Below are 24971 nucleotides of genomic sequence, written 5' to 3'. Positions count from 1 at the left end.
TTATTTTTTTAATATAAATTACGCATGAGTGACAATAAAAATCCGAATCAGAAACAAATAAATATTGAATTGGATGAGAAAATGGCAGAAGGGATATACTCCAATCTTGCTATTATCAATCATTCAGTCTCTGAATTTGTTGTTGATTTTATTAGTATGATGCCAGGAGCACCAAAGGCAAAGGTTAAAAGTAGAATTATTTTAACCCCTCAACATGCCAAGAAATTTTTAAAGGCATTGAATGATAATGTACAGCGTTTCGAAAAAGCTCACGGAACAATAAAGGATTATGAACAACCTTCTATACCAATAAATTTTGGTCCAACTGGAGAAGCATAAATAAAAGCCCAATTTTTAATTGGGCTTTTATTTATTCAAATTCTGAAGTGAAATGTAACTTGACCGACGGGTATTTTTGTTGGGTCATTTGTAGAGAAAATTGAGAATCTGCCAAGAAAACCAATTGTCCTCTTTTATCCTTTGCCAAGAATTTTTGTTTTACCCGTTCAAATTCCTTGAACTCATCTGTTTTTCTGTTTTCAGTACCAACCCAACACGCTTTGTGAACATTGAAATTTTCGTAGCTACATTTGGCACCATATTCATGCTCCAATCTATATTGAATTACCTCAAACTGTAATGCTCCTACAGTACCAATAACTTTTCTACCATTCATCTCTAAGGTAAATAATTGAGCAACTCCTTCATCCATTAATTGGTCAATTCCTTTATTAAGTTGTTTTGATTTTAAAGGGTCTGCATTATTTATGTATCTAAAATGCTCTGGAGAAAAACTTGGTATTCCTTTGTAATGTAGTGTTTCGCCCTCGGTTAAAGTATCGCCAATTTTAAAGTTGCCGGTATCATGCAGGCCAACAATATCACCTGGATAAGAAATATCTACAATTTCCTTTTTCTCAGCAAAAAATGCATTGGGGCTGGAAAATTTTAAATTTTTACCATGTCTTACATGTAAGTAGGGTTTGTTTCTTTCAAAAGTTCCAGAGACAATTTTAATAAAAGCAAGACGATCTCTATGCTTAGGATCCATATTGGCATGTATTTTAAATACAAAACCGGTCATAGCTTTTTCGGTAGCCTCTACTAATCTCTCTTCAGCATTTTTTGAACGAGGGGTAGGTGCAATTTGAATAAAACAATCAAGTAACTCCCGAACTCCGAAATTATTTAAGGCCGAACCAAAAAATACAGGTTGTTGATCTCCTTTCAAATAAAGTTCTTTATTGAACTTTGGATATACACCCCAAACCAATTCAAGATTATCTCGTAATTCTGCAGCAGCGTTACTACCAATTATTTTATCTAAATCTGGGTTGGTAACATCGTCAAAAGCTATGGTTTCCTTTATGTTCTTTTTGCTGTCACCACTAAACAAATTAATATTCTTTTCATAAATATTGTAGATTCCTTTAAAATCATAACCCATTCCTATAGGGAAACTTAATGGGGTGACAGATAGTCCTAGTTTTTGCTCCAATTCATCCAATAGGTCGAAAGCATCTTGACCCTCTCTATCTAACTTATTAATGAATACCAGCATAGGTATTTTACGCATTCTACAAACTTCAACCAGTTTTACAGTTTGCTCCTCAACACCTTTGGCTACATCAATAACAACAATAACACTATCTACTGCAGTTAACGTTCTAAAAGTATCTTCAGCAAAATCTTTGTGCCCAGGAGTATCTAGAATATTAATCTTCTTATTTTTATAATTGAAAGCAAGTACAGAAGTAGCGACAGAGATACCCCTTTGTCTTTCAATTTCCATAAAATCACTAGTTGCCGATTTTTTGATTTTATTATTTTTAACGGCACCTGCTTCTTGAATAGCACCTCCAAAAAGTAAAAGCTTTTCTGTTAAAGTAGTTTTACCTGCATCTGGGTGTGAGATGATACCAAAGGTTCTTCTTCGTTCTATTTCTTGTTTGAAGCTCATATAAAAAATTTGTGCAAAAGTAAGATAAAATAGATACTTAACATTTAAGAATACATGCTTATCCTTTGGTGTGGAATATTATATGAACATACATAAACAAGTCCATTTTTAAATTAAGAATTGGATTTTATTCATGAAAATGATCCATATTGTAAAAATTAACGTATTTAAATAAATGTTAAATTGTTTACATCAATTAAACTAATTAATTGACCGATTAACTATTGATTTTGAGGGTTAATCGAAAAAGAATTTGAGTTCAATTCATTTTAATATATCTTAGCAACGTTTTAATAAGACTGCCCCACTTTCTTATAAAGAACATTAAAAACACTACCATTTGCCATGGTGATTAGTAAAACACTAACACTTATGGGTAAAATTACTTTTAGAAAATATTTCCTTTTTTCCTTTCAAACTTTCGTTGTTGTATCAACTTTGTTTTTGACTTTGTCATTTAAGTCTGGAAATTATTTGAGTCACAATTATGATAGTTTCTATTTTATGGATACTGATGGGGACGGTGTGCCAGATGTTGATGATTTAGATGATGATAATGATGGAATTATAGACTCTAGAGAAGATAGTAACTTAGATGGAGATAATAATCACTTGACAAATCCTACAGATGTAGATGGTGACGGTATACCTAATTACTTAGACGTAGACTCTGATAACGATGGGATTTTAGATAATATTGAAGCTCAAGTTTCTAAAGACCTGGTTCTTGCTACAGGCGATGATAATGATAATAATGGTTTAGATGATGTTTACCAGTCAGAGTTTGGAAGTGGCGAAGGTTTGATACCAGTAGACACTGACAGTGATGGTATACATGATTTTTTGGATTCAGATTCTGATAACGACGGAATATTTGATAGTGTAGAGTCTATTGAATTAAGTACCGATTTTGATTGTGAAGTTGTACCTAATTTAGATTTTAGTAGCGCACCAATTCTTGAAGAAGGAACAGCGTTAAATGAAGGGGCTGTATATAGGTTTCCCAATATTACTGCAAACCTTGATGCCTTGGTGACCATTGAGGAAATTGTTAATGGGAGAATAAGTACACTTGACCAAAATTCTGTTGATCCGGAATTTTTTAAACCTGAAATTGAATTTACGACTACAGATGATGTAAGAAGACCATATGTCGATTTACGTATTAAAATAGTTAAATCAGGTACAATTGAAAATGAGTTTTTAGATGAATTGATTGCTAATTTTATAGATGTCGATGGAAACGAACAATACCAAGAATTTAATAGATTTGATACACCGGCTAGTTATACTTACGACAACCCTACGGATGTCGGTATAAATTACACTTCAGGTGGGCTTTTGATTAACGGAGGAATGCGGGAATATGATGGAATATCAAACTCTAATCCATCTGTTAATGTCGCTGTAGAATTCATTAATATAAATACGTTTGTATTTCGTTTTGGAATTGAAACGGAAACTTCTGATAATTTTACTACCTCTGTACCTCGGCAATCTGGAATTCAATTTTCATGTTTGGACAATTTTTTGAATCCCCAAACGATTTCTTTTAGTCAGGATGTTGACTCCGATTCAGATGGTTATCCAGATAGGGTTGATATCGATAGTGACGATGATGGTATTCCCGATAACGTTGAGGCACAGACCACCGATGGTTATATCGCCCCCAACGATGACGATTCCGCAACCTATGCTTCGAACGATGGTGTGAACAGTGCGTATCCCGATGGTCTGGAACCGGTGAACACCGATGGTACCGACGATGTTGATTACCTTGATGACGACAGTGACAACGATTTAGTACCGGACAACAACGAAGGCAACGATTTTAACTTCGACGGAATCCCGGATCAGACCTATACAGGTGTGGATACCGACGGTGACGGTCTTGATGACGGTTACGAAGGTTCTGATGTAAACGATGGCTTCGATGTCAATGACGAGATCGATGACCCTGCGAACGACTTGCCCGATACCGATGGTACCGAGGACGTGAACTACCGTGACCTTGACGATGACGGTGACGGAGTTGATACTCCCGATGAGGACGTCGACATGGACGGCGACCCTACCAACGATGACAGTGACGCAGACGGAACTCCCGATTATCTGGATCCCGATAGTCCTGGTCCCGATACCGATGTTGATGGAGTTCCCGATAGTGCGGACCTTGATGATGACAACGATGGTATCTTGGATGCGGTTGAAGACCCGAATATGGATGGGGACAATGATCCATTGACCGATTCGTTGGATACGGACAACGATGGCATACCTAACCATTTGGATATCGATAGTGACGATGATGGTATTCCCGATAACGTTGAGGCACAGAGCACCGATGGTTATATCGCCCCCAACGATGACGATGCCGTAACCTATGCTTCGAACGATGGTGTGAACAGTGCATATCCCGATGGTCTGGAACCAGTGAACACCGATGGTACCGACGATGTTGATTACCTTGATGACGACAGTGACAACGATTTTGTACCGGACAACAACGAAGGCAACGATTTTAACTTCGACGGTATTCCGGACCAGGCCTATACAGGTGTGGATACCGACGGTGACGGTCTTGATGACGGTTACGAAGGTTCTGATGTAAACGATGGCTTCGATGTCAATGACGAGATCGATGACCCTGCGAACGACTTGCCCGATACCGATGGTACCGAGGACGTGAACTACCGTGACCTTGACGATGACGGTGACGGAGTTGATACTCCCGATGAGGACGTCGACATGGACGGTGACCCTACCAACGATGACAGTGACGCAGACGGCACTCCCGATTTTCTGGATCCCGATAGAGGAAACCCTGATGAACTTGATGTTGTCGACGATATAGTTTCCACACCAATTGACACACCTATCGAAGTAGATATATTGAATAATGATTTCGGTATTCCGACCGATGGTACTTTAACTGTGACCGATCCTTCCAATGGAACGGTGGACATCAACGACGGAGGAACGCCGGATGATATTACGGATGATATTACGGATGATACCATAACCTACACACCGAATGATGGTTTTGAGGGTGAAGATGTAATAGAATACACGGTGTGCGATTCAGATGGCAATTGTGATACTGCGACGGTGACGATAACAGTAGGTGAACCAGAAGAACTTGATGTTGTAGACGATTCGGTTTCAACACCAGTTGACACACCTATCGAAGTGGATATATTGGATAATGATTTCGGTATTCCGACCGATGGTACTTTAACTGTGACCGATCCTTCCAATGGAACGGTGGACATCAACGACGGAGGAACGCCGGATGATATTACGGATGATATTACGGATGATATTACGGATGATACCATAACCTACACACCGAATGATGGTTTTGAGGGTGAAGATGTAATAGAATACACGGTGTGCGATTCAGAAGGCAATTGTGATACTGCGACGGTGACGATAACAGTAGGTGAACCAGAAGAACTTGATGTTGTCGACGATATAGTTTCCACACCAGTTGACACACCTATCGAAGTGGATATCTTGGATAATGATTTCGGTATTCCGACCGATGGTACTTTAACGGTAACCGATCCTTCCAATGGAACGGTAGACATCAACGACGGAGGAACGCCTGATGATATTACTGATGATACCATAACCTACACACCAAATGATGGTTTTGAGGGTGAAGAGGTAATAGAGTACACGGTGTGCGATGCAGATGGTAATTGTGATACTGCAACGGTGACTATCACAGTGGGTGAATTAGAAGAACTTGATGTTGTCGACGATTCGGTTTCAACACCAGTTGACACACCTATTGAAGTGGATATATTGGATAATGATTTCGGTATTCCGACAGATGGTACTTTAACGGTGACCGATCCTTCCAATGGAACGGTGGAAATCAACGACGGAGAAACGCCTGATGATATTTCGGATGACACCATAACCTATTCACCAAATGATGGTTTTGAAGGTGTAGATTCTTTTGAATATACTATATGCGATGCAATGGGAAACTGTGATACAGCAACAGTAGATATAAGTATTATCAATGATGATCCTACTGACCCAAATGATAATTCAATTGAAGTAAATCAGCTTGTGACCCCAAATGGAGATGGTAGAAATGAATTCCTATTCATCAGAGGTGTTGATAAAATACAAAGTAGTACTTTAAGAATATTCAATAGGTGGGGAGTAGCAGTTTATGAGGGCGAGAATTATAACAATCAAAATAATGTATTTGATGGAAGATCAAGAGGACGATCTACTTTGAGTGTTGAGGAATATCTTCCATCCGGAATTTATTTCTATATTTTTGATTATACTACCTTTGAAGGTGAAAGTAAAGTGGATAGTGAATATCTGTACATTAGTAGATAATAGATAATAAAATATGAATATTAAGAATAAAGTTTTAATTCTATTTGGAGGTTTACTACTTGCTTGTGGTACTTCTTTCGCCCAGCAAGATGCACAATATACTCAGTACATGTTCAATACTATGAGTGTCAACCCTGCTTATGCTGGTAGTAGAGGACAGTTAAGTATAACGGGTTTATACCGATCACAATGGGTAGGTTTAGAAGGGGCGCCCAAAACACAAACATTAAACATTCAATCACCTATTAGAAATAGTAAACTTGGTTATGGTGTTTCAATTGTAAATGATGAAATTGGGGATGGTGTTGTTCAAGAAACATATTTTGATGCGGTAATATCATATACCATAGACGTTTCTGCAGAAGGAAAACTTTCTTTTGGACTTAAAGCTGGCGGTAACTTATTGAATCTTGATTTTAATAAGTTGCGTAATTTTGATTCAGAGCCGGTTAATTCAGAAAATATAGAAAACAAATTCTCACCGAACGTTGGTGTTGGTCTGTATTATCACTCTAATGAATTTTATGCAGGACTTTCTGCTCCAAATTTGTTTCAAACTGAACATTTTGATAATTCGCAACAAGACGCAAATACCGTAAGATTTTTATCAAAAGAAAGAATTAATTTTTATTTGATTACTGGTTATGTATTTGATCTTAATGGGAATTTAAAATTTAAACCGGCATTGCTTACCAAAGTTGTCGGTGGTGCGCCTTTACAGGTTGATGTTTCTGCCAATTTTATGTTCAATGAAAAATTTACTTTTGGTGCGGCATACCGGTGGGATGCTGCTGTAAGTGCAATGGTTGGTTTTCAAGTATCTGACCAGCTTATGATAGGGCTTGCTTATGATAGGGAAACAACAGATTTGGGAGGTACACAATTTAACGACGGATCATTTGAAGTACTCTTAAGATATGAGTTGGTAAAATCTTTTCAAAGATTGGTATCACCACGTTTTTTCTAAAAGGCAAATTTATATATGAAGCATAAAGTAAAATTTTTAATAATCACCTTAATAGCTTTTTGCGGAATAGCTATTGGACAAGAACGACTAATTCAAAAAGGGAACGAAAAATTTGAGTCGTATTCATTTAGTCCTGCTATAGATATTTATAAAAAAGTCTTAGAAAAAGGATATGTCTCGGCGGACTTGCTTCAAAAATTAGGCAATTCATATTATTACAATGCAGACTATAAAGAGGCTGCGGGTATTTATAAACAGTTAGTTTCTGATTATACTAGTGATGTTACCGCTGAAGATTATTTTAAATACGCTCAAGCGTTAAAATCAATCGGGGAATATGATACCTCTAAATCTATAATGAATAAATTTATAGAGGAAACTAAAAAAGATGGTCGTGCCTCTGCCTTTACTGAGGATAGAGATTTTATGTCGGAAATTGAGGAGAATTCTGGTAGATATACTTTGGGATCCTTTGAATATAATTCTCCATATTCCGAATTTGCTCCTTCTTTCTTCAGAGAGGGTTTGATTTTTTCTTCCGATAGGGATACTGGTAATTTTGCAAGATATCGACATACTTGGAATGCAAAAGATTTTTTAGACCTATATGAAGTTAATGCAGATAGTTCTTCGATAGAGAATGTAAAAAAACTTGGAGAAAATGTAAATACCCGTTACCATGAATCTACATCTGTCGTTACCAAAGATGGTAAAACAATGTATTTTACCCGAAATAATTCAGAAAAGAGAAAAACGGTTAAAGATAATAAAGGTATTGTACGATTAAAAATTTTAAGAGCCCAAATGAATGAGGAAGGTATTTGGGGAGAAATTGAAGAGCTTCCATTTAATAGTGATTCATATTCTGTTGCGAATCCGGCATTAAGTCCAGATGAAAAAACACTATTCTTTGCTTCAGATATGCCAGGTACCTTAGGTGCTTCAGATTTGTTTATGGTTTCAATAAATCAGGACGGCACGTTTGGAACTCCTGTAAATTTAGGCTCCAATATAAATACTGAAGCTAGGGAGACATTCCCTTTCGTTACAAGTGAGGAAATATTATATTTCTCATCTGATGGTCACCCAGGGCTTGGTGGCTTAGATGTTTTTGCTACTAAAATTTTAAGACAAGATTTTAGCGGTAAAGTTTTAAATGTAGGAGATCCGGTAAATGGACAAAGTGATGATTTTACTTTTATTTTCAATGAAGAGTTAAGAACCGGCTATTTCGCATCTAATCGTGAAGAAGGGTTAGGTTATGATGATATTTATAGTTTTACAGAAACGAAGCCATTGACTTTCGACTGTTTACAAAAAGTTACTGGTACCGTAAGAGATAAAATTTCTAATGAAGTTTTGGTTGGGGCTACGGTTAAAGTCATTGATGAAAATAATGTTGAACTTTTATCTGCAATTACCGATTCCGATGGTAATTACAATCTAGAGCTTGATTGTAACAAAGGAAATTTTGTAAGAGCTTTAATGGAAGGTTATGTACCGTTTGAAGAGTACATAGGTGTCTCCGATGGAAAACCGAAAATTATTGATTTTTATTTAGAAAGAGATCGCATTACTGCTGGTTTTGGAGATGACTTGGCTAAGTTACTTCAGTTGAGCACTATTTATTTCGATTTTGATAAATATAATATTAGAAAAGATTCGGAAGTAGAAATAGAAAAGGTAATTGCAGCCATGGAAAAATATCCTAGCCTAAAGTTGAAGGTTAATGCTCATACTGATAGTAGGGGAACAGAGGAATATAATTTATGGCTATCCCAAAAAAGGGCGGAGTCTACGGTTAATTATATGATTGGTAAAGGAATTTCATCAAGCAGACTAGTTAGTGAAGGTTTTGGCGAAACAAAATTGTTAAATGAGTGCGAAGATGGTGTCAAATGCTCTGCAGCTCAACATGACCGAAATAGAAGGTCTGAATTTATTATTTTGGAATAATGTATTTGACTTAATAAATAGAAAAGCAACTCAGTAACGAGTTGCTTTTTTTGTTTATAACGAGATTAATCGATTGATAATTAATTTAGAAACAAACAAAATGGTCCTAATTTTAAGACAATTTTAAGATTACACCGCATCATTTAAGGTGTTCACTTGGTTTAATTCCCACTTCACAACAATAATTACACTTTGCAATATCTCATCATTAATTTTACATATTAAATTGATTGTATTTAAGTTATGCAATTAAAATTCCCCCTAAGACTTAATTATGAGATTGAAGTTTTATTTTTATATAGTAGTTTTTTTATGTACCACTAGTTTCTTTGCGCAAGAAACTTATTTGGACACCTTTACCAGTACTTTTTATGGAAGTAATGAAGGTACGCAGAATTTTAGTTCAGATTGGTTGGAACAAAACGATAATAATGGTGCTTGGGGTGGTGATATAAGAATTACTGGTGGTCAATTAAGATTTAGAAATAGTGATAATGGATGGATTTATCGGTTTGTTCCACTTTCAGGAGCTAGTTCAGCAACTTTGACTCTGGATTATAATGCCAATTCTGCGGGAGGTGAGGGGCTTGATGTTTTCATATATAATGCAGATACCAATGACTGGAATTTTGTACAAAGAATTAACAGTGGTAGTGGTACTCTTACTTATAATTTAACTGCAGCTGAAATTGATTCTAATCCGGCGTTAATATTTTTTCCAGTCGATAATAATTGGCAAAATAATGATACAATTTATATTGATAATGTCCTGTTTACGGCAACTTTTGGTTCGGAGGTTCTTGTAGATGATGTTACTGTTGATGAAGACGCAGGTACGGCAACTTTTACAGTTAGACATGGAGGTAGTGCAGCAAGTGGACCATATAGTGTAGATTATATTACAACAAACATTTCTGCTGTAGCTGGTCAAGATTATACGGCTTCAAGCGGTACTCTAAATTTTAATGGAACAATATGGGATACTGAAACTATCACTATATTTATAACCGATGATACCATTTTTGAAGGAGATGAAACTTTTAGTTTGTCTTTTAATTCAACTTCGGATTCAAATGTGGATATTTCAGATTCGGCAATTGGAACTATTCTGGCAAATGATGCCTTAATAATCACTGATGGCGGTTCTGCAACCACTTGTGATGATACATTCTTAGATTCTGGTGGTATTGGTAATTATTCCGATAATGAAGATTTAGTTTATACTATTTGTCCAGATACGGCAGACAATTACACTCAAGTAAATTTTGATCAATTTGATGTCATCCCAGGAGATATCTTATATGTATATGATGGTAATAGTACTGGGGCAACTTTAATTGGTCAATTCGACAATGATAACATACCAACACAAATTTTTGCTACCAATGCCAATGGTTGCTTAACCTTTAGGTTTACTTCAAATAATAATACAACCGGTAACGGTTGGCAAGCAAGTGTTAGTTGTTCCCCACCAGGTCCAAAGATAGTTGTTGATGATGTATACGTAGATGAAGATTCTGGTAGTGCTATTTTTACGGTAACACATGTACGTGATCGACATGGTTATGCTTGGTTTTTGGGTTTTGTGGAAACCCCGTTTACGGTAGAATATATGGTTAGCGATGGTACCGCTAATAACGGTAGTGACTATATTTCCGTTAACGGTACACTAACATTTACGGGTGAAGTAGGTAATGTGCAGACATTTTCAGTACCTATTGTAGATGACGGCGTGCCAGAATTGGTAGAGTATTTTACAGTGGGCTTTTCTGATGCAACGGCCCAATATGCTACTGTCGATTATAGCGATACTGCAAATGGCTATATTAACTCTCAAATTTTAGCAAATGATCCACTTACACTGTTTCAAGAGTTTGACGGTTATTATGATTATTCAACCACAGGTGGCTCGCTAAGAACAAATGATAATAATACAGACCCCTGTTCGATTACAACTTCTTCTTCAAATACTTTAATTGCACCTATACCTAATACGGGTACAATAAAGAAAGCTTATTTATATTGGGCACATTCAAGTACGGTTGTAGATGGTACCGTAACTTTTGAAGGGCAGACCGTAAATGCCAATTATCAATATCAAACGACTTTAACGAACAGAAACTTTTATGGTTATGTTAGTGATGTTACCGATATTGTTGAGGGTATTGCAGATCCTTCAACAAATGTTTTTGATTTCTCAGGATTATCAATAGACAACTCCAATACGTATTGTTCTTCTGCTACGGTTTTAGGAGGTTGGACATTATTCGTATTTTATGAGGACCCCAATTTACCAGCCGTTAATATTAACCTTTACCAAGGTTTTGATGGTTTAAGTAATGCAGGTAATTCTTTTACATTAGATAGTTTTTATGCGATTGCGGGTGCAGGTGCCAAGGCATCGTTTTTATCCTGGGAAGGAGATTCCACACTAGATGGTAATAGTTCAGGTACCACAAACCCCAATGGGGAAAGGTTGTCGATTACCAATCAGGCAAATCAAGATTTTACGTTAGCGGGCGATGGGGGTCAAACAGGTAATAATGCCTATAATTCTACCATGTATGACAATACTACAACACCTGATTATAATGATAATACAACATATGGTGTAGATTTAGATACGTATGATATTTCTACATATATTTCTCCAGGAGATTCTGAAGTAACTGCAAATGTAGACGTAGGTCAAGATTTCTTGATTTCTGCGGCTGTGGTTCTTAAAGTCCCTTCAAACTTAATAGCAGGTACTGTTTTTGAAGATATTAACTATGGTGGTGGTCAAGGTAGAAATATGACCGATGCCAATGGGGTTGGTATTTCTAGTGCTATTGTAGAATTATATGAAAATGATGGTACGTTTGTTAGAAGAACTACGTCTAATGTTAGTGGTGATTATAGTTTTGGTGGTATGGCCGATGGCGATTATTATGTTAAGCTTGTAAACTCTACGGTAAGATCTACTAGAGATAATGGTATTAATTGTACAACATGTGTGCCTATACAGACATTTAGAACTTATGGCGATGTAACCAATACAGTTGAAGTATTAACAGAGATAGGGGGTGCTGACCCTACAGCTATCGGCGATTCTGCTTTAGGCGTATTTGATGATTCCCAAAGCTTATCGCTTGTAAGTATTGAGAGTAGTGGTGTTGCCAATATTGACTTTGGTTTTAACTTTAATACCATTGTAAATACCAACGAATTTGGGCAAGGTTCTCTTGAACAATTTATTTTGAACAGTAATACTTTAGACGAAACTGGTCTTGATATAGAGCCTAATGCCATTTTTGATCCTGCAGCGGAAGAAGATGTGTCGATTTTTATGATTCCGCCTATTGGAGATAGTTTTGGTAGGGCGGCTGATGCAAATTACAATGTAGATGGTTATTTTGATTTATTATTGGATAATGCTAATACCTATACGGTCATTACGGGTACAAATACTATAATAGATGGTAGAACTCAGATCGCATATTCAGGTGATTCAAATACTGGAACAGTTGGTTCTGGAGGTTCAGGAGTTGGTGTTGCAAATACAGCTTTGCCAAATTTTGATAGACCAGAAATACAAGTTCATAGAAATGGCGGAGATGTTTTAAGGTTAAATGGTTCAAATGTAACTGTAAGGCATGTTTCAGTGTATGCTAACAATAATGCAGGCATTCGCGTACAAGGTGGTACGGCAACTATTTCTAATAATTTACTAGGTGTCAATGCCTTAGGTGTAGCTTCTGGTAATATAGATTATGGTATAGAACAAACAGGCGGTGAGTTGTCCGCTCTTTCAAATTATATATCATCAAATACCGACGCTGGTATATTAATAGATGGTGGTACACGAAGTACAATTCAGCTTAATCATTTAGAAGCTAATGGTAGCTCTGCATGTGCAGATAATATTTTGGTTGAAGATGGTAGTACTATAATTATTCAAGAGAATTTAATTGAAAATGCAGCATCTTCCGGAATTGAAATTGACAATGTAGATGGGGTTACGATCTCTAACAATAATATATTGTTATCAGGTCAAAATGGAGGTAATTGTAGCGGTAGTTATGAAGGTATGGCTATAAAGCTCTCAACCAATGGTTCTGTTGTTGAGCAGAATAGAATATACTCTAACGGTAGTGAAGGTGTAGTTGTTTTATCTGGTACATCAAATACCATTTCCCAGAACAGCATTTATGCAAATGGAACTGTAGTACCAAGCTTGGGTATTGATTTAGGTATGGATGGGGTAACGCTTAACGATAATTCAGATTCAGATACAGGATCAAATAACTTAGAAAACTTTCCGATAATAAACTCTGCTTTTATCTCAGGCTCTAATTTAGTAGTTACAGGTTGGGCATCTCCTGGTAGTACAATAGAAGTGTTCTTTACAGATGTAAATGAGGGCACAGCGACATTGGGTGATAATCAATTGGGACTTACTCAAGATTACGGGGAAGGTCAAACCTATATTGGTACGGCAGTAGAGGGTAGTAGTGATGATCAAGATGCTTCTTCCTCTGCTTATTTAGATGATGATGGTAATACCGATGATACTAATAAGTACAAGTTTGTATTTCCAATTCCATCAGGAACGGCTGTGGGAGATTTAATCACTACAACGGGTACTAGAAGTAATTCTACTTCAGAATTTTCTCCAGAAGTAATTATTAAAGCTTACACCGTCATTACAAATAGGAATATTACATACCGTATTAAAGGAAACTAAATTAAAGAAAGTTTTTTCTTACAAAACAAATCTTTGTGAGCTCTGTGTTTTATTGGGCTTATCGAGTTAGTCCACATTTTTTTAAGACTTAACCAATAACTTAACACCATTTGGCAACATTAATTTCTTGCCATGGTTAGATTAGCTGAATTTTATATAAAGAAATCATGCTATAATTCCCCCTATCAGCATATCAAAGATATATCCATGGGGTTTTCTTTATTTAAGAGAATTAAATTAAAGTATTTAGGCATGTTTATACTTGCCTGGTTTTGTAGTGTTGAGTCAAATGCTCAAACAACTTTCACGGAAAGCGCAGTATCTTTTGGACTGGATTTAGGTCAAAGGAAAGATGGTGGTCATGCATGGTCAGATTTTGATAACGATGGTGATTTAGATGTTCTCGTTCTAGAGAATAACAACAGTTCTGGAGTAAAGAGTTTTTTAATGCGTAACAACGGTAACAATACATTTACCAATGTGCAATCTACTTTAGCTCCCGGAATGTTAGGAGACTATGCAGAAAGGCAAGCTGTATGGGGAGACGCTAACAACGATGGCAGACCAGATTTTATGATAAACTCATCTGGTAATAATAATGCCAGACAGGCTATTCAAATTTTCATTCAAAATACAGACGGTACATTTGGTGATGGAATTGGTGGGTATACTCCTATAACAATAGGTAGGTCGGGGTCCACAATTGTTGTCCCTTCCGTTAATTCTGAAGGTGTCGGTTTTTTTGATTTTGAAGGAGATGGCGATTTGGACGTATTTTTTGATAATCACGATATGGGAATAGAGATATTGCGAAATAACTTTATTGATCATACAACACATACCGTTACCAACCCTGCACCAAATGCATTGTTTACCCATATTACCACCGGTAATGGTAACGGTGTAACTGAATTTGGTCTTAATCAATATGCCACCGATGGAGATTATGGTACGGCAGCTGATGTTAATGATGATGGTTGGGTTGATATTTTTATGCGTAAACGCGATGAAAATGATTTTTTCTTAAACCAAGGAGGTACATTTTCTAATGGAGCAGATTTAGGTCAGGCGGCAAATAATAACAAAGGTGGTAACGGACTTTGGGATTTGGATAATGACGGCGACTTAGATGCTGTCTGGACGGAAAACGGACAAACACAGATACATAGAAACGATGGTGGCGGAGTTTTTACTGCACTAGGAGCGGGTTCTTTTCCTGGTTTACCACAACCAAGTAATTTAAATAACGGTAGTTCAGGTGCGCGAATAGATGCTTTGGCCGGTGGTGATATTGATAATGATGGTGATATAGATATTATTCTGGTAGGTAATAGTAGAAGTTATTTGTACATCAATCAATTAAACAGTCCAACTCCCGCTCCAGGTGTTATAGGCAGTGGGGCGGCTATGAACTTTTCATTAGATTCTCAGCAATTTAATTCTGGTAGAGATGGTGAGGGTACTACTATGGTCGATGTCGATGATGATGGTGATTTAGATATTTACATTAATATAAACAATAGCGCAAACCAACTATATATTAATAATTTACCGGCAGCAAATCGAAACAATCACTTATTGATAGATGTTACGGAGGATAGAGGAGCTAATGGCTCAACCGGAGGCTTTTTAGGTAGGGTAGCTATTGGTACAAATGTATTGATCAGAGATTGTTCGGGTAATATTATTAGCGGCTTAAGACAGGTAAACGGTGTATATGGTCATGGTACCCAACAACCAGAGGAAGTACATTTTGGCTTGCCTTTAGGTGAAAATGAAACCTATATTATAGAAGTTCACTATCCTAATTTCTATGATGCGTCAGATCCAAGTGGATATTCAAGACTTATCGCAACGGCTATTGCACAGCCAAGTACCATTGCAGGTACCAATCACTATACGTTAACTACCACAGATGCAGAAGCAATAGAAAATCCAAATGCTCCCGAGGCTAATGATGATGTAGAACAGGTGTCATATGGAAATACAATTTCTGTTCAAATTAATCTATTTGATAATGATTCTGATGCAGATGGAGATAATTTTTCAATAGAAAGTGTTACACAGCCATCCGTAGGTTCCGTAATTATTGATGACGCGGAAAACGGACTTGTAACTTATACCTATAGCGGGGCAACCCCTTTTCCTGGTGAAACTACTTTTGACTATACGATTACAGACTCAACAGATTCTCTTTGTCCGTCATTAGGAAAAAGTGATACTGCAACAGTGCGTATATATGAACCTTGTACCGATCCTACAGGCATAGATACAGATGGTGATGGTATTAACGATGTTTGTGATTTGGATAATGATAATGACGGAATCTTAGATTCAGACGAATGTAATATATCTTCGAATTTGGTAGATAACGGAGATTTTTCAAATTGGATTTTTAATGCCCCAGGGTGGACGGGAGATGGGAATCAATGGAATATGAATGCCGATAGGGCTTGGTTTCCTCATTGGAACGGAACAGGCACTGCCAGTTTTTATCAGACAATTAGTGTAACTCCTGGAGTTATAAATACTATAACTTTTGATTTGGGAGCCGATAATAGCTATGGTCGTGAAGTTACCTTAAATGTACTAATAGACGGAGTGGTTCAGTTTAACGAGACTTCAAATCAAATAGTGACAGCAAATGGTGGTAGGGCTCAAAATGGCAACGCTTCCTTGAATATGGCAACAAGAACGTTTTCGTTCACTCCTTCATCTAGTTCTATAGAACTTAGATTTAATGGTGTATCTACGCAAACTAATCATGATAGAATGTATGTTGATAATGTAGAACTTTCAACAGGTTGTGGTGATATTGATGGAGATGGCATTGTAGATAATTACGATTTAGATAGTGATGGAGATGGATGTTTTGATGCTTTAGAGGGTTCAGGTAGTTTAGATTTTTCCGATTTAAACGGCGATGGTAGTATTGCTGGTCCTGTGGATGAAAACGGAATCCCGACTGCCGTTAGTGGTGGGCAAGGAAAAGGTAGCGCTGATGATTATACGGTTACTTCTGGTTTATGTGATGATGATGGGGATGGTGTCAATAACGCAAATGATAAATGTCCTTATTTTGATGATGCTATTGATAGTGATAACGATGGAGTTCCGGACGGGTGCGACTTAGATGATGATAATGATGGTATTTCGGATTGTGAAGAATCTATAGACAATGTGTCAAATGAATTTGCTTGGACCTTAAATAATCCTTCAGGAAATCTAGAAATGGATACCAATTATGATGCAAAAATTAGTGATTGGGCATTAAGCGATACAGAAACAATGGTATTAAACGGTTCACAGTTTAATATCTCGGGCAGTAATATTAGAATAGAAAGTTTTACTTCCCAAACAAAAGAAGAAGCAGTTCATAATAATGACTATATAGAAGTTTCATTTACTACTAGCGCTGAGGTTTCCTCTTTTGAGTTAAATGAAATACGTTCTGGCTGGTATTTGCCAAACCAAGGGGATTCTTATTATTCAGCGACTGCATATACAATAACGGGCTCTAATGTTTGGAATACGTTGTCAACAGATGTATATCATACAGATAATGGGTTATCATACGCTAGTTTTCAGCATTTGGCAACAGCACCGGTTTACTTAAAAGCAAATACACAGTATACATTTCGTTTTTATGTATATGGACAAATTAATAACTCTTCGCAAACATATTCTATTTTTGACGATGTTGCTTTTGGTATTACAGCTTGTAGAAGCGGTAATTTAGACGGTGATGCAAACCCTAATCATTTAGATGATGATAGTGATGGTGATGGTTGTAATGATGCGGATGAAGCTTATGCAGATACATCATCCGATTCAGATGGTAATGGTATGTACGGATCAGGTACACCAACGGTAAATGCAAATGGTTTGGTGTCGTCTGCATCTTATGATGAGCCTATCGATGGGGATAATGACGGTAATTATGATTTCTTACAAATTGCTGCAGCACCTGTTATTACGTATCAACCGGTAGATGCAAATGCATGTCCCGGAGGTTCGGCAACATTCAGTGTAACTAATTCATCAGGAGATGAATACCAATGGCAAGAATTTGTTAGTGGAAGTTGGACGAATATTTCGGAAGGAGGAATATATTCCGGTACGGACACGGCTACATTAAATATAACCAATCCTACTTTATCAGATCATAATAATAGATATAGGGTTGTAATATCCAATTCGGCATATGTGTGTGAAGACACCATATCAGATGAGGCGGTATTGAGCGTTAGAGTGCCCACGGCAGATGCAGGTGAAGACGAAACTATTTGTGACGGTGAATCTGTTACCCTAACAGCTTCGGCAACGGGAGGTAGTGGAAGCGGTTATAGTTATTTATGGAGTACGGGAGATACCACATCTTCAATAACAGTTTCTCCTTCAGGTAATACAAGTGGAGATGTAACGGTCAATTATTCGGTAACCGTTACAGATAGTAGTGGTTGTACCGATACCGATGAAGTTGTTGTAACGGTAGCGCCAACTCCAACTATAACGGTCAGCAGTTCACCAAGTTGTAATTTTAGATTGTTTCAACCAACTACATATTCTTTTGAAGTAACTGTAACCGGTGGTACAGTAACGGCTACAGAGGGTACGGTAAGCAACGTATCGGGCAATGTTTGGAGAATAGCAGATGTAACAGATGGTACAAATGTCGTTGTAACGGCAACGCAGGGCAACTGTAGTAGCGATTTACCGGTAACGGCACCAAACTGTGTTTGTCCGGTAGTAGATTCGCCAACAAGCGATGGTGATGAATCATATTGCCAAGGTGACACCATCCCAGAGATTTCTGCGAGTACAAGTGGTGGTACGGTAACAATAGATTGGTATGATGCATCCTCTGGAGGAAATTTACTAGAAAGCGGTAGTTTAACATACCAGCCATCTGTAGCAGGAACCTATTATTCCGAAGCAAGAAATAACGCAACAGGATGTGTTAGCGGTACAAGAACGGCGGTAAGTGTTATTGAGAATTCGCCTCCGTTAGCAAATGCAGGTTCTAATCAAACGATTTGTGATGGTGAATCGGTTACTTTAACGGCATCGGCATCTGGCGGCAGTGGATCGGGTTATTCTTATGTTTGGAGTACGGGAGACACTTCACCTACTATTTCGGTAAGTCCCGCAGGAAATTCAAGTGCAAACACAACTGTAACTTATACGGTGACCGTTACAGATGGTAATGGTTGTAGCGATTCAGATACGGTGAATGTTACGGTATATTCAAATCCAACGATAACTATAGACGCAGACAATATAAGTTGTGGAGAGGACAATGGTGCTATAACTTTTAATTTTCCAGACCATCCAAATAGAACAGGCATTAAGTTTAGTATAGATGACGGGGCAAATTATACCAGTGCGTCCGATAATATTGGAAGCTATACGTTTTCCGATCTTTCGGCTGGAACATATTCACTTTGGGTTAGATGGGGAAATAATGCTTGTCCGATAGATTTGGGAGAATATGAAATTCATACGACTCCTGAAGTTTCGGTTATTGCACAGCCTGTAAATCAAACAGTTTTAACCGGTGAAAATGCGCAGTTTACAACTAATGTAAACAATGCTGATACCTACCAATGGCAAGTAAGTAGTGACGGGGTCAGCTTTGTTGATCTCTTGGATGATTCTGAACATTCTGGTACACAAACATCTACATTAACCGTATTAAATGTACCAAAGCAAAAAGATGGCTATTCTTATAGATTACTTGCTTCAAACTCTAGTACAACGTGTACTGCAACACCATCAAATGCGGCTTTATTAAATGTAAAAGTAAGGACGGTTATTACAAATAGAAGGATTACTTACCGTATAAAACCAAATTAGAACACCAGTTAGGCTCTTATATAATTTTTACAGGTAGCGGTTTTTATGTCATTCATTTTTTAATGGCGTAAAAGCTTAAGCTGAAAATAGTACCACTAGCTGTAAATGGTAAGGTTTTCATTAAATGATTTATCACATTTTTTAACCCTAAACAAAAAGTCCATGGTTTTTTGTAGCACCAAAAACTACCCGAATAACAGTCTATACTCGACGAACGACAATAACAATTTGCAAAGTTTTAACAACTCTATACCTCATAATTATAAGACTATATGTCATAAATATTGGCTTACACAACATTTATTTTAGTGAGCACTACTTAAAATGAATATTTGTGTATTGTGATTACCATAAATCCAATTTGTAAGAAACAGATAATGATGTTTTTGGTAACTATATTTTTTTAAAACCTATATGACCAACGAATTTTTGAAGGTGGAATTGAATATTAAAAGTATGAAAAGTCAAACTACTACAACCTTGAGTAATACCATTAAATTTACATTGGTATTATTTGCCTTACTGCTATCGGGCATTTCTATGGCACAAACAACTGTGACCTTAGAAGATCAATGTAATTGTGAGGTGCTACAAGGTACAGATGTAACTGCACCAGGAGGGGTAACGCCTGCCGGAGCAGATTTAGGGGATTTGTATGTGAATACCGATACCGGCACAATTTATTTTTGGGATGGAGATTCTTGGGAATATACTTCTATAGATGAAAATACAACCAATGCTTCTTTAACAGAAGATGGTGTAAACCTTATTTTAACCGATAGCGATTTAAATACGGTTTCTATCCCTTTAGCGGATATAGCGGCAGTTGTAGATACAAATACGACCAATGTTACTTTCACTGTAAACAGTACAAATGGTACTTTAGATATTATTGATTCCGATAGTAATGTAGTTGCTGTTCCCTTGGCGGATATCGCTGCACTTGTAAATACAGACGAGCAAGAAGGTACAGAAGTATTGTTGACAAATCCTTTAGATGTAGATGGTGATACCGTAAATGAGACTACAGTTGAAGAAGCTATAGCGGATTTAGCAGCAAACAATTCATTGGATTTAGACATTGACCCAACCAACGAACTTACAACAAGTGGTGCAGGTGCTCCTACGGCAGCTCCGGCAAATGACAATCCTGGAGTAACCTATTTAGATACCGTTACAAATGAATTATATGTTTATGATGGTGCGAACTGGACCATGGTTACCGATAATCAAAACGCTAGCGAGGTTGAAGTGACCCCTGCAGGAAACATCACTACAAATGATGTACAAGCTGCATTGGAAGAGTTAGACGGTATTATTACGTCTAGCGAACTTACAACCACTGTTGTAGAGGGAGACGGGGTAGATGTTACATCGACTGTAGTAGGTAACAATACGGAATATACTGTAGCAACTGAAATCAGTGCAGATTTAACGGGTCCTACAGGAGCTAATGGTGCTGATGGAAATGATGGAGCAGACGGAAACGGCATAGCATCCACGACCGATAACGGAGACGGTACATTTACATTGACCTACGATGACGGAACAACTTTCACTACGTCGGATTTAACAGGTCCTCAAGGAACTCCTGGAAATAACGGGGCAGATGGTGCGGATGGAGCTGATGGAGCTGATGGCAACGGCATAGCTTCGACGACCGATAATGGAAACGGGACATTTACGTTGACCTACGATGACGGTTCTACATTTACGACATCAGATTTAACGGGTCCTACAGGAGCTAATGGTGCAGATGGAAATGATGGAGCAGACGGAAACGGCATAGCATCCACGACCGATAACGGAGACGGCACTTTTACCTTGACTTATGATGACGGAACAACATTTACTACGTCGGATTTAACAGGTCCTCAAGGAACTCCTGGAAATAACGGGGCAGATGGTTCGGATGGAGCTAATGGAGCTGATGGCAACGGCATAGCTTCGACGACCGATAATGGAAACGGCACTTTTACCTTGACTTATGATGACGGAACAACATTTACTACGTCGGATTTAACAGGTCCTCAAGGAACTCCTGGAAATAACGGGGCAGATGGTTCGGATGGAGCTAATGGAGCTGATGGCAACGGCATAGCGTCAACAACTGATAATGGTAACGGCACTTTTACATTGACCTACGATGACGGAACAACTTTTACTACATCAGATTTAACAGGTCCTCAAGGAACTCCTGGAAATGATGGTGCTGACGGAGCAGATGGAGACGGCTTTACCGGAGGAAACTATAATGCAAGTACAGGAGTGGTTACGTTCACATCCGATGACGGATTAGGTTTTTCAACAGGTGATTTACGAGGTGCTGACGGAGCGGATGGTGCCGATGGTGCGGACGGCGCACCAGGTGCAACAGGGCCAGCGGGTGATCCTGCAACAGATGATCAAACATTGGCAACAACAGGTGCTGCAGGTCAGATTTCAATAACGGGAGGTAATGCAATTACATTGAATGTAGACGATGCCGATTCAAATGCATCGAACGAACTTCAGACAATAAGTAGGTCTGGAACCAATGTTGTATTATCTAATGGTGGTGGTACAGTTTCAATCGCGGATAATGATAATAATTCATCCAACGAAATTCAAACAATAACATCTACAGATGGTTCGGTAACAGTGACCCAAACAGATATTAATTATAATTTATCTGTACCAACAGCAAACGGTGCAGAAACCATAGTGGAAGCGGCACCGGATACAGATATCAGTGTTACTGGAACTGGTACATCAGCTGATCCATATTTGATTGCAAATACAAGACCTGATATATTTTATCCACCTTCTATAGAGGTAGATGTAGCAACAACGGGTACTGGTAGAACAATAGATTTACATGCGGAGTATTTAGCTCAGTACGGTACACCGGCAGTGGTTAGTGCAGGTGCCCCAACAGCAATACCTACATATGCAAATACTGAATTATACTACTATGTTACTTATTTTGATGACACTGTTTTTGCCAATGTATCGGTTAGTGCAACGGGTATAATGACTTACGATGTCATAGCTGCACCAACTGATTATAACACATTGATTAACGTAGTATTCGTAGCACAATAATTAGCTAATTGAAGCTTAGATTCCAAATCGATTTGAAAAAAACGCATATATATAAAACCATATTTCTCAGTATCGTTACTACGATACTGGGGGTATTGGTATCTAACGCCCAGTTCTTACTACAGGCACCTACGGATAGTGATCAAAATAACTTTCGTTGGTATGAAGCTTCAGACACGGCAACGGTACTTGGTACAGATTCTTTTTACGAAGTAACCCAACCGGGTATTTACTTTGCAACATACGATGGTACTTTATGTGGCTCTAATGCAACGGGATATTTTATTGTAACGGATTGTAATAATCCAGACAATGAGGTAACTATGGATATTACCAATAACGTTTCTACCGGGGCAACGGTAAATTGGAGTCCGCCATTGACCGGTGACCAATTAAGCCCAATGGTTATTGCAACAGATGCCGTTGTAAAATATACCGCAACGGTAACCAAAGCGGGCAATACGTTTAGTCTACCAAATTTTACAGTGGTTTGCTTACCACAGGCGGCAGATTTGGAAGATGACTTAGTAACTACAGATGAAGAAGTACCGGTAGTTGTTGATATTTATGCTAATGATGCCGATTTACCTGATGTTGGTGCTTTAACCACAACTGATCCTGCAAATGGTTCGGTATCAATTGACGATGCTGGTACACCTAACAATCCTATGGATGATATAGTAACCTATACTCCAGATCTAGATTTCAATGGTACGGACACTTTTGATTATACGATTTGTAATGCTTACGGAGATTGCAGTACGGCAACCGTAACTGTAGAAGTATTACCAATTTTAGATACTAATGATGATTCCATTGCAATTGATATCAATGCAATCACTGCAATTGATACATGGCAATTGAATGATAACGATTTACCTACAGATGGTACATTTAGCGTAACGCAACCAACAAATGGTTCTGTAACTGTTGATGATAATGGTACACCGAATGATCCATCTGATGATATTCCGACATACTTCCCGAATAATAATTATTTAGGTACAGATACTTTTGACTATACGGTTTGTGATACTGTAGGTAACTGTAGTACATCGACCATTACAATTATGGTAAACCCGTTAGGAGTAGATATGGATAGTGATGATGATGGTATCGTTGATAGCTTTGAAGATTTGAATTTAGATGGCGATAATGATCCTTCTACTGATCCAACGGATTCTGATGGTGACGGCTTCCCAGATTATTTAGATATCGATGCAGATGGTGATGGTATACCCGATAATGTTGAAGCTCAGGCAACTGCTGAGTACATACCGCCATCAGGGATCGATGCGAATACCAATGGTTTAGACGATGCTTATGAAGCTAATGGTTTAACTGGGTTGTTCCCAGTGGATACTGACGGAGATAACTTACCTGATTATCTAGATGAGGATAGTGACAATGATAATGTTCTTGATGCAATTGAAGCTCACGACCATGATCATGATGGTATTGCAGATGTAGTTAGTATTGGCTCTGATAAAGATAATGACGGACTAGATGATGGGTATGAAGGTGCAATTTCGGTTGATGTAGACGTCAATGATGAAATCGATGATCCTTACGTACAATTGCCAAATACCGATAGTGATGATGAATCTGATTATAGGGATACCGATGATGACGATGATGGTATTGAAACGCGCGATGAAGATTTAAATCTAAACGGGGATTATGTAGATGACGATACCGATGGTGATGGTATACCAAATTACTTAGATTCAGATTTAGGCCAATTAGAAGAAGAAATAGAAGTTTTCAACGTTATTACACCTAACGGTGATGGAATTCATGATGTTCTAAGAATAAACGGATTGGAAAACTATCCGAACAATACCTTGAAAATCTATAATAGATGGGGTGTGTCGGTTTACATGACCAAGGCATATAATACAGAAGGTAATGTCTTTGATGGTACATCAGAAGGTAGGGTAACCGTAGATGTTGATCGTAAATTACCGGTAGGTACCTACTTCTATATTCTGGATTATGAACTGCCAAATGGAGAAATGGAAACACTTTCTGGTTACATATATATAAATAGATAATAA

9 protein-coding genes are annotated in these 24971 nt (G+C 37.7%); 8 read left to right on the top strand and 1 reads right to left on the bottom strand.

Annotation, left to right across the window (positions count from 1 at the left end; translation table 11 throughout):
- The first annotated feature begins 24 nt into the window (after positions 1-24).
- A complete protein-coding gene (locus EXIGUO8A_RS02255; RefSeq protein ID WP_116769913.1) occupies positions 25-339 on the top strand; it encodes a DUF3467 domain-containing protein in 315 nt (104 codons plus the stop codon).
- A 31-nt stretch (positions 340-370) separates the two neighbouring features.
- Here the strand turns inward: EXIGUO8A_RS02255 and EXIGUO8A_RS02250 are convergent, their stop codons facing one another.
- A complete protein-coding gene (locus tag EXIGUO8A_RS02250; RefSeq protein ID WP_159301784.1) occupies positions 371-1960 on the bottom strand; it encodes a peptide chain release factor 3 in 1590 nt (529 codons plus the stop codon).
- A gap of 504 nt (positions 1961-2464) precedes the next feature.
- Here EXIGUO8A_RS02250 and EXIGUO8A_RS02245 point away from each other — a divergent pair.
- The 7 genes from EXIGUO8A_RS02245 (at position 2465) to EXIGUO8A_RS02215 (ending at position 24968) form a co-directional block, all read left to right on the top strand.
- On the top strand, positions 2465-6325 hold the full coding sequence (locus EXIGUO8A_RS02245; RefSeq protein ID WP_456085615.1) for an Ig-like domain-containing protein: 3861 nt from the start codon (positions 2465-2467) through the stop codon (positions 6323-6325).
- Between the two features lie 13 nt (positions 6326-6338).
- Positions 6339-7292, top strand: coding sequence for a PorP/SprF family type IX secretion system membrane protein (locus tag EXIGUO8A_RS02240; protein WP_159301782.1), 954 nt, complete (start codon positions 6339-6341; stop codon positions 7290-7292).
- A 15-nt stretch (positions 7293-7307) separates the two neighbouring features.
- A complete protein-coding gene (locus EXIGUO8A_RS02235) occupies positions 7308-9248 on the top strand; it encodes an OmpA family protein (RefSeq protein WP_159301781.1) in 1941 nt (646 codons plus the stop codon).
- Positions 9249-9522: 274 nt separating this feature from the next.
- Entirely contained in the window at positions 9523-13974 is a 4452-nt protein-coding gene (locus EXIGUO8A_RS02230) for a Calx-beta domain-containing protein (protein ID WP_159301780.1), read from the top strand.
- 252 nt (positions 13975-14226) lie between these two features.
- Entirely contained in the window at positions 14227-19830 is a 5604-nt protein-coding gene (locus EXIGUO8A_RS02225; protein WP_159301779.1) for an FG-GAP-like repeat-containing protein, read from the top strand.
- A 456-nt stretch (positions 19831-20286) separates the two neighbouring features.
- Entirely contained in the window at positions 20287-22914 is a 2628-nt protein-coding gene (locus EXIGUO8A_RS02220) for a beta strand repeat-containing protein (protein ID WP_159301778.1), read from the top strand.
- A gap of 32 nt (positions 22915-22946) precedes the next feature.
- A complete protein-coding gene (locus EXIGUO8A_RS02215; protein ID WP_236564415.1) occupies positions 22947-24968 on the top strand; it encodes a T9SS type B sorting domain-containing protein in 2022 nt (673 codons plus the stop codon).
- The last annotated feature ends 3 nt before the right edge of the window (positions 24969-24971 follow it).

The organism is Maribacter litoralis (genome assembly GCF_902506355.1).
Taxonomy (GTDB): Bacteria; Bacteroidota; Bacteroidia; order Flavobacteriales; family Flavobacteriaceae; genus Maribacter; species Maribacter litoralis.
This window is presented reverse-complemented; position numbering and strand designations above follow the sequence as displayed.